The 15,063-nt window shown below is 57.5% G+C and carries 14 protein-coding genes, 1 pseudogene and 1 other annotated feature; of the genes and pseudogenes, 11 read left to right on the top strand and 4 right to left on the bottom strand.

All coding sequences use genetic code 11. The features are described from left to right. Window positions 1-149 precede the first annotated feature (149 nt). Window positions 150-1,487, top strand: a complete 1,338-nt coding sequence (locus tag KHQ23_RS12410) for an MFS transporter (RefSeq protein ID WP_004150285.1) — start codon at window positions 150-152, stop codon at window positions 1,485-1,487. Window positions 1,488-1,538: 51 nt separating this feature from the next. Further along, window positions 1,539-2,765 (top strand): DUF3748 domain-containing protein, encoded by a 1,227-nt coding sequence (locus tag KHQ23_RS12405; protein WP_025367791.1) that lies wholly within the window; start codon window positions 1,539-1,541, stop codon window positions 2,763-2,765. 1 nt (window position 2,766) lies between these two features. Here the strand turns inward: KHQ23_RS12405 and KHQ23_RS12400 are convergent, their stop codons facing one another. Further along, window positions 2,767-3,099 (bottom strand): YceK/YidQ family lipoprotein, encoded by a 333-nt coding sequence (locus KHQ23_RS12400; protein WP_004151524.1) that lies wholly within the window; start codon window positions 3,097-3,099, stop codon window positions 2,767-2,769. A 245-nt stretch (window positions 3,100-3,344) separates the two neighbouring features. After that, window positions 3,345-3,420: a sequence feature (ROSE (Repression Of Heat Shock gene Expression) occurs in the 5'-region of heat shock genes and acts as an RNA thermometer to modulate expression.), on the top strand. On the opposite strand from KHQ23_RS12400, the gene ibpA reads away from it, so the two are divergent. From ibpA to KHQ23_RS12380, 4 genes and pseudogenes are all read left to right on the top strand, one after another. Further along, window positions 3,414-3,827, top strand: coding sequence for a small heat shock chaperone IbpA (ibpA, locus tag KHQ23_RS12395; protein WP_004151523.1), 414 nt, complete (start codon window positions 3,414-3,416; stop codon window positions 3,825-3,827). It overlaps the preceding feature by 7 nt. Window positions 3,828-3,943: 116 nt before the next feature. Then, window positions 3,944-4,372: a small heat shock chaperone IbpB gene (gene ibpB, locus KHQ23_RS12390; protein ID WP_038992266.1), complete on the top strand. Its 429-nt coding sequence runs from the start codon at window positions 3,944-3,946 to the stop codon at window positions 4,370-4,372. 136 nt (window positions 4,373-4,508) lie between these two features. Beyond that, window positions 4,509-5,332, top strand: a pseudogene (gene dinD, locus KHQ23_RS12385) (DNA damage-inducible protein D). 101 nt (window positions 5,333-5,433) lie between these two features. Further along, the gene (locus KHQ23_RS12380) at window positions 5,434-7,095 is read left to right on the top strand and encodes a putative transporter (protein WP_009485050.1); all 1,662 of its coding nucleotides are present in this window, start codon (window positions 5,434-5,436) and stop codon (window positions 7,093-7,095) included. Here KHQ23_RS12380 and KHQ23_RS12375 read toward each other — a convergent pair. Then, a complete protein-coding gene (locus tag KHQ23_RS12375) occupies window positions 7,087-7,809 on the bottom strand; it encodes a GntR family transcriptional regulator (RefSeq protein WP_004151520.1) in 723 nt (240 codons plus the stop codon). The genes KHQ23_RS12380 and KHQ23_RS12375 overlap by 9 nt on opposite strands. Before the next feature lie 298 nt (window positions 7,810-8,107). Between KHQ23_RS12375 and KHQ23_RS12370 the strand changes: the two genes are divergently transcribed. From KHQ23_RS12370 to KHQ23_RS12350, 5 genes are all read left to right on the top strand, one after another. Next, window positions 8,108-9,730: an alpha-glucoside-specific PTS transporter subunit IIBC gene (locus tag KHQ23_RS12370; protein WP_047694013.1), complete on the top strand. Its 1,623-nt coding sequence runs from the start codon at window positions 8,108-8,110 to the stop codon at window positions 9,728-9,730. Continuing rightward, window positions 9,727-11,049 carry a 6-phospho-alpha-glucosidase gene (locus KHQ23_RS12365; RefSeq protein WP_002923306.1) on the top strand — a complete coding sequence of 441 codons (1,323 nt, stop codon included), beginning with the start codon at window positions 9,727-9,729 and terminating at the stop codon, window positions 11,047-11,049. Before KHQ23_RS12370 ends, KHQ23_RS12365 begins: the two co-directional genes overlap by 4 nt. A 101-nt stretch (window positions 11,050-11,150) precedes the next feature. Beyond that, window positions 11,151-11,498: a YidH family protein gene (locus KHQ23_RS12360; protein WP_002923305.1), complete on the top strand. Its 348-nt coding sequence runs from the start codon at window positions 11,151-11,153 to the stop codon at window positions 11,496-11,498. Continuing rightward, on the top strand, window positions 11,488-11,850 hold the full coding sequence (locus KHQ23_RS12355; protein WP_002923304.1) for a DUF202 domain-containing protein: 363 nt from the start codon (window positions 11,488-11,490) through the stop codon (window positions 11,848-11,850). Before KHQ23_RS12360 ends, KHQ23_RS12355 begins: the two co-directional genes overlap by 11 nt. A gap of 74 nt (window positions 11,851-11,924) precedes the next feature. Then, entirely contained in the window at window positions 11,925-12,347 is a 423-nt protein-coding gene (locus KHQ23_RS12350) for a hypothetical protein (RefSeq protein ID WP_002923302.1), read from the top strand. Window positions 12,348-12,350: 3 nt separating this feature from the next. Here KHQ23_RS12350 and dsdA read toward each other — a convergent pair whose 3' ends face one another. Both dsdA and dsdX read right to left on the bottom strand, forming a co-directional pair. Continuing rightward, window positions 12,351-13,679 (bottom strand): D-serine ammonia-lyase, encoded by a 1,329-nt coding sequence (gene dsdA / locus KHQ23_RS12345; protein ID WP_002923300.1) that lies wholly within the window; start codon window positions 13,677-13,679, stop codon window positions 12,351-12,353. 16 nt (window positions 13,680-13,695) lie between these two features. After that, window positions 13,696-15,033 carry a D-serine transporter DsdX gene (gene dsdX / locus KHQ23_RS12340; RefSeq protein WP_004173855.1) on the bottom strand — a complete coding sequence of 446 codons (1,338 nt, stop codon included), beginning with the start codon at window positions 15,031-15,033 and terminating at the stop codon, window positions 13,696-13,698. Window positions 15,034-15,063: the final 30 nt, after the last annotated feature.

Here is a 15,063-nt window from a genome sequence, read left to right as displayed (position 1 = left end):
CGTTGGCTGCATTTTCTTACCCTGGTCACATACTATTGTATGCTCCCAGGGATGCGAAAATTTGCCGCCTTTCCCCAGCACGAATTATTTAGCGCATCGCAACATAGTTATTAATAAAAAACAAAAACACCCTCTGTAAATTACCGGGCATGGTGAGCGGCTTCGCTATGCCCAAAATCTGGAGACAGATTGCGATGGATATTTCAGTTACCGCTGTAAAAACCGGGCGTCGCCGTTATCTGACGCTCATCATGATCTTTATTACCGTGGTTATTTGTTATGTTGACCGTGCCAACCTCGCCGTCGCCTCGGCGCATATTCAGGAGGAGTTTGGTATTAGCAAAGCGGAAATGGGCTACGTATTTTCCGCCTTTGCCTGGCTGTATACCCTCTGCCAGATCCCTGGCGGTTGGTTCCTTGACCGCGTGGGATCCAGGCTTACCTACTTTATCGCTATATTTGGCTGGTCGGTGGCGACGTTGCTACAAGGCTTCGCCACCGGTTTAATGTCGCTTATCGGTTTACGCGCCATTACCGGCATCTTCGAAGCGCCAGCCTTCCCGACCAACAACCGCATGGTGACCAGCTGGTTCCCGGAGCACGAGCGCGCTTCCGCCGTCGGGTTTTATACCTCGGGGCAATTTGTGGGTCTGGCTTTCCTCACGCCGCTGCTGATCTGGATCCAGGAGCTATTGAGCTGGCACTGGGTGTTTATCGTTACCGGCGGTATCGGCATTATCTGGTCGCTGATCTGGTTCAAGGTTTATCAACCGCCGCGCCTGACTAAAAGCATCAGTAAAGCCGAACTCGACTATATCCGCGACGGCGGCGGCCTGGTGGATGGCGATGCGCCGGTGAAGAAAGAGGCGCGTCAACCGTTATCGAAAGCGGACTGGAAGCTGGTTTTTCACCGCAAGCTGGTTGGCGTTTACCTTGGACAGTTCGCGGTAACCTCGACGCTGTGGTTCTTCCTGACCTGGTTTCCGAACTACTTAACCCAGGAAAAAGGCATCACCGCGCTGAAGGCCGGCTTTATGACCACGGTGCCCTTCCTCGCCGCGTTTTTTGGCGTCCTGCTGTCTGGTTGGCTGGCGGATAAGCTGGTGAAAAAAGGCTACTCGCTGGGCGTGGCGCGCAAAACGCCGATCATCTGTGGACTGTTGATCTCCACCTGCATCATGGGGGCAAACTACACCAACGACCCCATCTGGATCATGGCGCTGATGGCGCTGGCGTTCTTCGGTAACGGTTTTGCGTCTATCACCTGGTCGCTGGTCTCCTCCCTGGCGCCGATGCGCCTGATCGGCCTGACCGGCGGGGTGTTTAACTTTGTTGGCGGCCTGGGCGGCATCACCGTCCCGCTGGTGATTGGCTATCTGGCGCAGGATTACGGCTTTGGCCCGGCGCTGGTTTATATCTCCGTGGTGGCGTTAATAGGCGCGCTGTCTTATATCCTGCTGGTCGGCGATGTGAAACGTGTAGGCTAATTTTTTGCGATACGCTACCCTGATGCGTAAGTCTCGCATCAGGGTATCGTCATGAAACAAGTCACTTTTGCTCCCCGTCATCACCAGCTTACCAATATTAATACCTGGACTCCCGACAGCCAGTGGCTGGTATTCGACGTTCGTCCGTCCGGCGCATCGTTTACCGGCGAAACCATTGAGCGAGTGAACGTAAACAGCGGTACTGTGGAGACCATTTATCGTGCCACGCAGGGCGCGCACGTGGGCGTGGTAACCGTGCATCCAACCCAGGAGCGCTATGTGTTTATTCATGGCCCCGAGCGGCCGGATGCGCAGTGGCAGTATGATTTTCATCATCGCCGCGGGGTGGTGGCCTTTCAGGGGGCTGTCGAGAATCTGGACGCCATGGACATTACCCCCCCCTACACGCCCGGCGCGCTGCGCGGCGGCAGCCACGTCCATGTCTATAGCCCCAACGGTCAGTTTGTCAGTTTTACCTACAACGATCACGTGCTGCACGAGCGCGATCCGGCGCTGGATCTGCGCAACGTCGGCGTGGCGGCGCCCTATGGACCGGTGACGCCGCAGGGACAGCATCCGCGCGAATATGGCGGCAGCCACTGGTGCGTGCTGGTAAGCCGCACGACGCCGGCACCCGCGCCGGGCAGCGATGAGATTAATCGCGCCTATGAGGAGGGCTGGGTCGGGAACCATACTCTGGCGTTTATTGGCGATACGCTGGCGGAAAATGGCGATAAAGTGCCTGAGCTGTTTATTGTCGATCTGCCGCAGGATGAAGCCGGCTGGAAGCAGCCTGGCGGGGCGCCGCTGGCCGGTACCGCAACCACAATGCCGGCGCCGCCGGCGGGCGTCAGCCAGCGTCGTTTGACCTTCACCCACCATCGCCGCTACCCGGGACTGGTGAACGTCCCGCGCCACTGGGTGCGCGCCAATCCCCAGGCGACGGCGATAGCCTTTCTGATGCGCGACGACGCCGGCGTAGTGCAGCTGTGGCTTATTTCCCCGCAGGGGGGCGAGCCGCGGCAGTTGACGCATCACGCGTCGGGTATCCAGTCGGCGTTTAACTGGCATCCGTCGGGAGAGTGGCTGGGTTTTGCGCTGGAGGATCGGATTGCCTGCTGCCATGCCGGTACGGGAGATATCACCTTTTTAACCGATACGCATGCGCATGCGCCCTCGGCGGACGCGATCGTCTTTTCGCCAGACGGTAAACAGATTGCCTGGATGGAGGAGGTGGACGTTTATCGTCAGCTGTGGGTTACGCAGACCGGACGATAACTTACTGGGCAGGCATCGGCGCTGGCGGGATCACCGAGTTGGTCGCCAGCGTAGCCTTCTCGCTCTTTTCGACCCGAGATTTGATTGAGCTGTCGGTGCGGAACATATCCCACGGCAGCAGCAGGGTATCCATGACGGCGGTGAACGGCATGTCCAGCGCCACCAGCGATTTCACACCCCAGTTGGTATCGCTGTCCCCCAGCGTTTGCGCACTGGATCGCGTGCCCGGATAGGTTCCCTCTTTGCCACCGGTATGTGACATTACGCTGGAGCAACCGCTCAGGCTTATTATCCCGCTGAACAGGACCAGCTTTAACAGTCGTCTGCTTTTCATTGTTCTTCCATTGTCGTTTCGGGCGTTGAGATAACCTTTCAGCGGTTATATCGGGCCATCCCGTGAATGCATAGTGTTATTGCGCCGCACTGTGGCGGGCATCGCACTTTGCTTTTTGTGCTCCTCCACCCAGTCTAAGCAATCATCGATAAACTGCAAAAAAAATTGCCCTCAATCCCTTGAAAAGCACGGGGAGAAACCCATTTTATAGGTGTAACCCACTGAGAATACGCCTGAGGGGTATTCCGGATTACCGCGGCCTGTCCACGATGGAAGGTCATTTGATTCTCGCTGATTTTCAGGAGCTATTTACTATGCGTAACTTCGATCTTTCCCCGCTATATCGTTCAGCCATTGGTTTCGACCGCCTGTTCAACCTGCTGGAAAACAATCAAAGCCAGAGCAACGGCGGCTACCCTCCGTATAACGTCGAGCTGGTAGACGAAAACCACTATCGCATCGCTATCGCGGTGGCTGGCTTTGCTGAAAGCGAGCTGGAGATCACTGCCCAGGACAATCTGCTGATCGTCAAAGGCGCCCACGCCGCCGAGCAGAAAGAGCGGACCTACCTGTATCAGGGGATCGCCGAGCGCAACTTCGAGCGCAAATTCCAGCTGGCGGAAAACATTCACGTCCGCGGCGCCAATCTGGTGAACGGCCTGCTGTATATCGATCTGGAACGGGTGATCCCGGAAGCGAACAAGCCGCGCCGCATCGAAATCAACTAATTGTCCGTTTCAGGCCGCGTGGCGGCCTGATGTAACAACCTGCTCGCCGTCAGGGAGCAGATGCGAATTTACAGAATTCGCAGGTATTCACTCGCTTCTTAGAAGGAGAAAACAGTATGCGTAACTACGATTTATCCCCCCTGCTGCGTCAATGGATCGGTTTTGACAAACTGGCCAGCGCCCTGCAAACCGCCGGTGAAAGCCAAAGCTTCCCGCCCTATAACATCGAAAAAAGCGACGATAACCACTACCGCATTATCCTTGCGCTGGCCGGTTTCCGTCAGGAAGATCTGGATATTCAACTGGAAGGCACCCGTCTGGTGGTGAAAGGCACGCCGCAGCAGCCGGAAAAAGAGACCACATGGCTGCACCAGGGGTTGGTGAGCCAGGCCTTCAGCCTGAGCTTCACCCTCGCCGACAACATGGAGGTCTCAGGCGCGACCTTCACCAATGGCCTGCTGCATATCGATCTGACCCGCAATGAGCCTGAGCAGATCGCCCCGCAGCGTATCGCCATCAGCGAACGACCGGCATTAAATAGTTAATTAAGCGAATAACTTATAAGGCCCCGATTTTCGGGGCTTTTTTGTGTGCGAGAGCACAATAAACTTCCTTGCTGCAACGGGTGTTTCAGTTTAAAAAACAATCATACTTTGGGACTCACTCAAACAAGGATACGTTATGAACGAACAGCAGCCATTTGAAGCGATTAGAAAGAGCGATGAGGCGGGGCGGGAGTATTGGTCTGCCCGCAACCTTGGTCCCCTGCTTGACTATAAAGAGTGGCGGAATTTTTATAAGGTCATTGCAAAAGCGATAATTTCATGTGAGGCGAGTGGTCATCCCTCGGCAGACCATTTTGTTGAAACCAACAAAATGGTCGAATTAGGTTCTGGCGCCAGCAGGAATCTTGAAGATTTCCACCTCTCACGCTACGCCTGCTATCTGGTAGTGCAAAATGGCGATCCGTCGAAACCGGTGATTGCTGCGGGGCAAACGTACTTAGCCTTGCAAACCCGGCGCCAGGAATTGCAAGATGATCAAATATTTAAGTCTCTACGAGAGGATGAAAAGCGACTGTTCCTTCGCAATGAGCTCAAAGAGCATAATAAACATCTGGTTGAAACGGCCCAACGTGCTGGTGTTGAGACGACTCTTGATTTTGCTGTCTTTCAAAACCATGGTTATAAAGGTCTCTATGGTGGTCTTGACCAAAAAGCAATCCATGAGCGTAAGGGCCTAAAGAAAAGCCAAAAAATACTCGACTATATGGGATCGACTGAGCCGCGGCCAACCTGTTTCGTGCTACCCAAACGGAAGAAAAACTACGTCGGGACGCGGTTGATTCGAAGCAACTCGCCAACAAAACGCATTATGACGTAGGGCAAAAAGTACGCCAGACTATTAAAGACCTGGGTGGCACTATGCCTGAAGCACTTCCTTCCCCGGAGAAAAGTATTCAGCAACTCACTATCGCAGCGAAAAATAAGAACGCGCCTGAGTAGCGTATCTTACTCCATGATTATTGTGCGCCAGGCGGCATACAATCCGCCTGGCCGCGGTCATAATCCCTGTTAATAATAATGTTATTCACAGGGACGGTACCATGAGTGAGATAGCATTGACGGTCAGCGTGCTGGCGCTGGTGGCGGTGGTTGGGTTGTGGATCGGCAATGTCAAAATCCGCGGCGTCGGCTTTGGCATTGGCGGCGTCCTGTTTGGCGGGATTATTGTCGGCCACTTTGTCGATCAGGCGGGCGTCGCCCTCAGCAGCCCGATGCTGCATTTTATTCAGGAATTCGGCTTGATCCTGTTTGTCTACACCATCGGTATTCAGGTGGGGCCGGGCTTTTTCGCCTCGCTGCGGGTCTCTGGCCTGCGGCTCAATCTGTTCGCTATTCTTATCGTTATCCTCGGCGGCCTGGTGACCGCGGTGCTGCATAAACTGTTCAATATTCCTCTCCCGGTGGTGCTCGGTATCTTCTCCGGTGCGGTGACCAACACGCCAGCGCTGGGGGCCGGGCAGCAAATTCTGCGCGATCTCGGCGTACCGTTCGAGGTGGTCGATCAAATGGGGATGAGCTACGCGATGGCGTATCCGTTCGGCATCTGCGGCATTCTGCTGACCATGTGGCTGGTGCGTCTGTTCTTTCGCATCAATGTCGAGAAAGAGGCCCAGCGGTTTGAGGAGAGCAGCGGCAACGGCCACGCTCATTTGCACACCATTAACGTGCGGGTGGAGAACCCCAACCTCAACCAGATGGCGATTCAGGATGTGCCGATGCTCAATAGCGACAACATCGTCTGTTCGCGGCTGAAGCGTGGCGAGCTGTTGATGGTGCCTGCGCCGGGCACCCTTATCCAGGCTGGCGACCTGCTGCACCTGGTGGGGCGACCTGAGGATTTGCACAATGCGCAGCTGGTGATAGGCCAGGAGGTGGCGACCTCGCTGTCGACGCGCGGCACCGATCTGAAAGTGGAGCGGGTGGTGGTCACTAACGAAAAAGTGCTGGGGAAGAAAATACGCGATCTGCACGTCAAACAGCGCTATGACGTAGTGATCTCCAGGCTTAACCGGGCAGGCGTCGAGCTGGTAGCCAGCAGCAGCGCCAGCCTGCAGTTTGGTGACATCCTCAACCTGGTCGGCCGTCCGGAGGCAATTGACGCCGTGGCCGCCGAACTGGGTAACGCTCAGCAGAAGCTGCAGCAGGTCCAGATGCTGCCGGTGTTTATCGGCATCGGACTCGGGGTACTGCTGGGATCTATCCCGTTGTTTATTCCCGGCTTCCCTGCCGCATTGAAGCTGGGACTGGCCGGTGGGCCGCTGATTATGGCGCTGATCCTTGGGCGTATCGGCAGTATCGGCAAGCTGTACTGGTTTATGCCGCCGAGCGCCAACCTGGCGCTGCGCGAGCTGGGGATAGTGCTGTTTCTGGCGGTGGTCGGGCTAAAATCGGGGGGTGACTTTGTCGCCACCCTGACCCAGGGCGATGGTCTGAGCTGGATCGCTTACGGCATTTTCATCACCGCCATCCCGCTGCTGACGGTGGGCATCCTCGCGCGCATGCTGGCGAAAATGAACTATCTGACGCTGTGCGGCATGCTGGCCGGCTCCATGACTGACCCGCCGGCGCTGGCCTTCGCCAACAACCTGCACGCCACCAGCGGCGCAGCGGCGCTCTCTTACGCCACCGTCTATCCGCTGGTGATGTTCCTGCGCATTATCACCCCGCAGCTACTCGCCGTGCTGTTCTGGGGGCTAAGCTAGCGGGCTTTGCGCCTGGACGCGGCGCAGGTGATAGTCCACCTGATACTCGCTGGCGTTGCGGAACATGACCGAATAGTTAAGAAACTCGCCGCTGTCGCTGTAGGAAAGGGAGGTAATACGCAGCAGCGGCGTCTGCTCCGGGACGTTCATTGAGCGCGCCAACTGCTTGTCCGCCAGCACCGGCGTCAGCGTTTCATAGTTCCCGCTGATGATGATCCCGCACTCTTTCTCAATATAATCAAATTTCGACCCTTCCAGATGACTCAGCGACAGGTTGCGGAACAGCTTCACCGGCATATAGCTATCCTCCAGCATCAGCGGCTTGCCGTCGACGTAGCGCACCCGCCGTGAGAAGTAGATCCGTTCATCAATTTTAATCCGCAGCAGACTGGCGATGGCCGGCGGGGCGGGCATCACCTCGAAGGCCAGCACCTGACTCACCACCTCTTTACCCTGCTTGCGCAGCACTTCCGCCAGGCCGGTCAGATTGCTGGTTTCATGATGGACGTCTTTACGCGCCACGTAAGTTCCCGAGCCGTGGCGACGCACAACCAATCCCCAGTCCACCAGCAGATCGATGGCTTTGCGAATAGTCATGCGCGCCACTCCGAACTCCTCGGCCAGTTTTTTCTCTCCTGGTAGCGGGCTGCCGATGGCGAAGTCGGCGGAATTCAGCCGCAGCCGCAGGCGGTCAGCAATGGATTTGTAGATCACCAGTAGTCCTCTTGTGCAGGAAAAGGGGATGTCGCTTTATGCTCTTTTTTCTAAAAAAGTTGTTTAATTACAATCGATTAAGAAACATTCATTTAGTTAATTTCGCTGCCTGACTTATCGATGTCTAACTTTTGTTATCGAAGTAGACAACTTTGGCCAAATTAAAACCATGAATGGGATCACGAATCGCAACGGCGCGGCATGTTGTCGGACGGGCAAATTTTTATTCTCCAGTCAGGCCGGTAATCAAGAAAAAGAAGGCCACTCACCCTACGAGTTGTTACATGAGGATTTCCCAATGCTCAGTCAAATACAACGCTTTGGCGGCGCCATGTTTACCCCGGTTTTGCTGTTTCCTTTTGCCGGGATCGTGGTCGGTATCGCCATCATGCTGCGCAACCCGATGTTCGTCGGCGAAGCGCTGACCGCACCCGACAGCCTGTTTGCCCAGATCGTTCACATCATTGAGGAGGGCGGCTGGACCGTCTTTCGTAATATGCCGCTGATTTTCGCCGTCGGTCTGCCGATCGGCCTGGCGAAACAGGCCCAGGGCCGGGCCTGCCTGGCGGTGCTGGTGAGCTTTCTCACCTGGAACTATTTTATCTACGCCATGGGGATGACCTGGGGCCACTTCTTCGGCGTCGATTTTTCCGCTGAACCCACGGCCGGCAGCGGCCTGACGATGATTGCCGGGATTAAAACCCTCGACACCAGCATTATCGGCGCCATCGTCATCTCCGGTCTGGTGACGGCCCTGCACAATCGCTATTTCGATAAACCCCTGCCGGTATTCCTCGGCATCTTTCAGGGTTCATCGTTTGTGGTCATTGTCGCCTTCCTCGCGATGATCCCTTGCGCCTGGCTGACCCTGCTCGGCTGGCCAAAGGTCCAGCTGGGCATTGAATCACTGCAGGCCTTCCTGCGCTCAGCCGGGGCGCTTGGGGTGTGGGTTTACATCTTCCTTGAGCGCATCCTGATCCCCACCGGCCTGCACCACTTCGTCTATGGCCCGTTCATCTTTGGCCCTGCGGTGGTGGAGGGCGGACTGCAGGTCTACTGGGCAGAGCATCTGCAGGCGTTCAGTCAGAGTACGGAACCGCTGAAGACGCTGTTCCCGGAGGGCGGCTTTGCCCTGCACGGTAACTCGAAAGTGTTTGGTTCGGTGGGGATTGCGCTGGCGCTCTACTTCACTGCCGCGCCGGAAAACCGCGTCAAGGTCGCCGGACTGCTCATCCCCGCCACCCTGACCGCGATGCTGGTCGGGATCACTGAGCCGCTGGAGTTCACCTTCCTCTTCATCTCGCCGCTGCTGTTCGCCGTTCACGCGGTGCTGGCGGCGACTATGGCGACGGTGATGTACATCTGCGGGGTGGTAGGCAACTTCGGCGGCGGCCTGCTCGATCAATTCTTGCCGCAAAACTGGATCCCAATGTTCCATCACCACGCTTCGATGATGTTCATTCAGATAGGCATCGGCCTCTGTTTCACTGCCCTCTACTTCGTAGTCTTCCGTACCCTGATCCTGCGTCTGAACCTGAAGACGCCTGGCCGGGAAGAGAGCGAAATCAAGCTCTACAGCAAGGCCGATTACCAGGCGGCACGAGGTAAAACCACGGCCGCCGCCGCGCCAGAGACCCGGCTGGGTCAGGCCGCTGGCTTCCTGCAGGCCCTCGGCGGCGCCGACAACATTGAAAGCATCAACAACTGCGCCACCCGACTGCGCATCGCGCTGGTCGATATGGCGAAAACGCAAAGTGACGACGTCTTTAAAGCGCTGGGCGCCCACGGGGTAGTACGCCGCGGCAACGGGATTCAGGTCATCGTCGGCCTGCACGTTCCCCAGGTGCGCGACCAGCTGGAAAACCTGATGAAAGATTCTCTTTCGACCGAACATACCACCATGACGGAGGCAGTATCATGAAAAAATTCTCAGTTGTTATCGCAGGCGGCGGCAGCACCTTCACCCCGGGCATTGTCCTGATGCTGCTGGCAAACCAGGATCGTTTTCCGCTGCGGTCGCTGAAATTTTACGACAACGACGGCGCGCGCCAGGAGACCATCGCCGAGGCGTGCAAAGTGATCCTCAAAGAGCAGGCGCCGGAGATTGAGTTCAGCTATACCACCGATCCGCAGGCGGCGTTTACTGATGTTGATTTTGTCATGGCGCATATCCGCGTCGGGAAATATCCGATGCGTGAACAGGATGAGAAAATCCCGCTACGCCACGGCGTGCTGGGCCAGGAGACCTGCGGACCGGGCGGGATCGCCTACGGTATGCGCTCTATCGGCGGCGTGCTGGAGCTGGTGGATTATATGGAAAAATATTCGCCGAACGCCTGGATGCTTAACTACTCCAACCCGGCGGCGATTGTGGCGGAAGCCACTCGTCGTCTGCGGCCGAACGCCAAAATCCTCAACATCTGCGATATGCCGATCGGCATTGAAGGGCGGATGGCGCAGATTGTCGGCCTCAAAGACCGTAAACAGATGCGCGTGCGCTACTACGGCCTCAACCATTTCGGCTGGTGGACCTCGATTGAGGACCTCGACGGCAATGATTTGATGCCGAAACTGCGCGAATATGTGGCGAAATACGGCTATGTGCCGCCCTCGAACGATCCGCACACCGAGGCCAGCTGGAACGACACCTTTGCCAAAGCGAAAGATGTGCAGGCGCTGGATCCGCAGACCATGCCGAACACCTACCTGAAATATTATCTGTTCCCGGACTATGTGGTAGCCCACTCCAACCCGGAACGCACCCGCGCCAATGAGGTGATGGATCATCGGGAGAAAAACGTCTTCAGCGCCTGCCGGGCGATCATCGCCGCCGGGAAATCCACCGCCGGCGATCTGGAGATTGACGAGCATGCCTCCTATATCGTCGATCTGGCGACGGCTATCGCCTTTAACACGCAGGAAAGGATGCTGCTGATTGTGCCGAACAATGGCGCGATCCATAACTTTGACGCCGACGCGATGGTGGAGATCCCTTGTCTGGTAGGCCACAACGGACCGGAGCCGCTGACGGTAGGCGACATCCCGCATTTCCAGAAAGGGCTGATGAGCCAGCAGGTGGCAGTGGAAAAACTGGTGGTCGATGCCTGGGAACAGCGCTCTTACCACAAGCTGTGGCAGGCGATTACCCTGTCGAAAACCGTGCCGAGCGCCTCGGTGGCGAAAGCGATCCTCGACGACCTCATTGCCGCCAACAAAGATTACTGGCCTGAGCTGCATTAATCCCCGTTGTAATACCGGCGCCCTGCGGGGCGCCGGTTCTTCTCCCCGGTTCCTGATTTACGCTATGCTGAAGCCTGCAGCGCGATGAACAAGGAACTGTAATGAAAATCTCCCGCCTCGGCGAAGCGCCGGATTACCGCTTTTCGCTGGCTAACGAACGCACCTTTCTGGCATGGATCCGCACGGCGCTCGGTTTTCTCGCCGCCGGCGTCGGCCTTGACCAGTTAGCGCCGGACTTTGCCACGCCGCTGATCCGTGAAATTCTCGCCCTGCTGCTGTGTCTCTTTGCCGGCGGCATGGCCATCTATGGCTATCTGCGCTGGCTGAATAACGAGAAGGCGATGCGTCTCAAGCAGGACCTTCCCTATACCCGCACGCTGCTGGTGATTAGCATTCTGCTGCTGGCGGTGGTGGCCGCGGTGATGCTGCTGGTGGTGTATGGCGGATAAACGCCGGGCGCGGCGGGAAAGCGATCCCGGTCTTCAGCCAGAGCGCACCTCGCTGGCCTGGTTTCGCACCCTGTTGGGCTACGGCGCGCTGATGGCGCTGGCGATTAAGCACAGCTGGCACCGCGCCGGCCTGCCGTTCTGGCTGTCGATCGGCGTGCTGGCGATTGTGGCGGTGATCCTCTGGGGCTATACCCGCCGTCGTCATCTGATGGATGTCGACGATAGCGATTTTTTACAGCCGCGGGCGGTTCGTGACAAATTTTTGATCGCACTCGCAGTACTTTCTCTGGCATTCCTGTTTGCTGTTACTCACCTTCAACCGATCGTTTTATTCATTAGGGATATGTCATGACAGGATGTCCGGCGAATTTGCCTCTCACTCATGCCCCCGGCCAGCAACATGACACTCCCTTTCAGGCTGTCGTGGTGGAGGCGCATCATTGCCATCAACCGCAGGCGTTCTATGCACAGCTTCGTCAACAGGGGCTCACCGCTATCCATTTTATTCCGCAGCTGGCGGCCGGCGACGCCGCGCTTTGGGGAGAGTTTCTCTGCGCAGTCTTTCACCGCTGGGTGCGGGAAGATATTGGGCGCATCAATATTTTACTGTTTAGCGAGACGCTGAGCGCCTGGTGTGGGGAGACGCTGACCCAGCCAGGCGCGCCGGCGGCCAACAGCACCTGCTACGGCTGCCCGTGGCTGCGCCTGTGCCGCTGTGGCGAACAGGAAGACCCGCTGTGCGCGGGTTACCGGCAGTTCTACGATTTTAGCGGGCCCTATATGCGAGTGATGCGGGACCTGCGACGACAGCAGCGGCCACCAGAGGCGCTGATGCCGCTGCTGCGCTAAAGATTAGCGCCCCTTCGCCAGGTACTGCGCCATCTCCTCTTCCGGCACCATGCCGCCGCCGGTGGCCCACACCAGGTGGGTGGCCTGCTGCAGCTGTTGCTCACTCAGCCCCTGCAGCTGATGGTACGCTTTGCTGGCGCAGACCCGCTGCGCTCCGGCCATCCCGGCCAGCGCGGAGGGTTCAAGGCGGATATTTTCCGCTGCCGCCAGCCAGCCCAGCATGTCATACATCGTCTGGTCGTCAAGGGTATAGAACCCGTCGAGCAGGCGCTCCATTGCCCGGCCAACGAACCCGGACGCCCTGCCGACCGCCAGACCGTCGGCCGCGGTCAGGTTATCAATACCTAAATCCTGCACCGCTATCTGGTCGTGGAGCCCGGTATAGACGCCGAGCAGCATGCATGGCGAATGGGTCGGTTCGGCGAACAGGCAGTGAACGTGGTCGCCGAAGGCCAGCTTCAGGCCAAATGCCACGCCGCCGGGGCCGCCGCCGACGCCGCACGGCAGATAGACGAACAGCGGGTGATCGGCATCGACCACGCGCCCTGCTTTGGCAAACTGCGCCTTCAGGCGCTCGCCGGCTACGGCATAGCCGAGGAACAGCGTGCGTGAGTTTTCATCATCAATGAAAAAGCAGTTCGGATCGGATTCCGCTGCCTTGCGCCCCTGTTCGACCGCCACGCCATAGTCCTCTTCATACTCAACCACCGTTACGCCGTGGCTGCGCAGTTTGGCTTTTTTCCACGCCCTGGCATCGGCGGACATATGCACCGTGACTTGAAAACCAATGCGCGCGCTCATGATGCCTATCGACATCCCAAGGTTGCCGGTGGAGCCGACGGCGATGCTGAACTGGCTAAAGAACTGTTTAAACTCCGGCGTCAGCAATTTGCGATAATCGTCTGCGGTCGTCAGCAGCCCGGCTTCCAGCGCCAGCTTTTCCGCATGGGTCAGCACTTCATAAATCCCACCGCGCGCTTTGATTGAGCCGGAGATTGGCAGATGGCTGTCTTTTTTCAGCAGCAGTTCGCCGCTAATTGGCTGGCCGAATTTTTGCTCAAGGCTGCGTTTCATTGCCGGAATGGCAACCACTTCTGATTCGATAATCCCGCAGCTCGCGGCGGTTTCCGGGAAGGCTGCCGCCAGATAGGGCGCGAAGCGCTGAAGGCGGGCATGGGCGTCTTGCACATCGTCGGCGGTCAGACCGACGTAAGGCAACCCCTCCGCCAGGGTGGTGGTTGCCGGGTTAAACCAGGTAGTTTCTTTCAGGGCGATCAGATCCTGCACAAGCGGGAAGGTCGCGGTTAAGGTGGTCAGGTCAGCGTTTTTCATATTACGTCTCGTTCGCTTAGATGATGAAAGAAAGCAGGAAGGTGGCGGCCAGTGCAAGTAGCGACGCGATAAATGTCGCTGTCGTGTAGTACTTGAACGTTTCACTGAGGCTGGCGCCGCAGTACTGTTTTACCAGCCAGAACAGGGAATCGGTGACGATCGTGCAGCCAATGGCGCCGGAACCGATGGCAATGGCGATGATCTCCGGGCTTACGCCGGGATAAAGCGGCAGCATCGGGGCAACGATGGCGGTAGCGCCCATCATCGCCACGGTGGCGGAGCCAACGGCGGCGTGCAGGATAAGCGCCACCAGCCAGGCCAGCAAAATCGGGTGCATATCAAGGTTCGACAGGATCACCGCGAGGCTATCGGCCAGGCCGCTGGATTTCAAAATCGCGTTGAATGCGCCGCCGGCGCCGATAATCAGCAGGATGTTGGCGATGGACCCAAAGCCGTTTTCGGTATGAGTCAGCAGAACGCCCATCCCCATTTGCCGACGGATGCCGAGCATGTAATAGGCGACAAAGACGGCGATAAACATCGCGGTGATGGGGTTGCCGATAAATTCCAGCACTGTATACAGCGTGCCGCCTTTCGCCATATTCAGTTCAGCGACGGTTTTCACCAGCATCAGGCCAATCGGTAACAGCACGGTAAACAGCGTAGCGCCGAGCGACGGCAGCGTCGATTCTTCGCGAACGTCGAGGTTGGAAAACTCGGCTGGCACTGGTTTAAACGGCAGGCGGTTGCCGAGCAGCCTGAGGAACAGCGGGCCGCCGACCAGCGAGGCGATCAGACCGACCAGCAGGCCATAGACGATAACCGTCCCGATATCAGCGCCCAGTTTATTCGCCACGAACAGCGCGGCCGGATGCGGCGGTACCACGCAGTGCACCGCCATCAGCGCGGTACACAGCGGAATAGCCAGCTTCAGCAGCGAAGTATTGGTTTTTTTGGCGATGGAGAATGCCAGCGGGATCAGCAGCACCACCCCGACTTCGACAAACAGGGTAATGCCGCAGATCAGGCCGACCAGCACCATAATCACATCCGCCGACAGCCAGCGGCAGCGCTGGAGCGTCAGGCCGATGCGCTCCGCCGCGCCGGAGACCTCCATCATCTTGCCGAGAATGGTGCCGAGACCGATCACCGCCGCCAGGAAGCCCAGCGTACCGCCGATCCCGCTCTCAATGGCGTTGACCATCTCCAGCGGGCCCATTCCCATCATCGCACCGACGAAAAAGCTCGCCAGCAGCAGCGCCAGAAACGGATGAAACTTCAGTTTGACGATGGTTAATACAATTAACACGATGCTAATCAGCAATGTGCTCACAACCCAAATTTGCGATTCCATACCCCACCTCGCCGTAAGTAACGTGTGGTT

The sequence above is a fragment of the Klebsiella sp. 64 genome (genome assembly GCF_018223915.1).
Classification (GTDB): domain Bacteria; phylum Pseudomonadota; class Gammaproteobacteria; order Enterobacterales; family Enterobacteriaceae; genus Klebsiella; species Klebsiella pneumoniae.
Note: the sequence above shows the minus strand (reverse complement) of the source record. Positions and strands in the feature narration are given on the sequence as shown.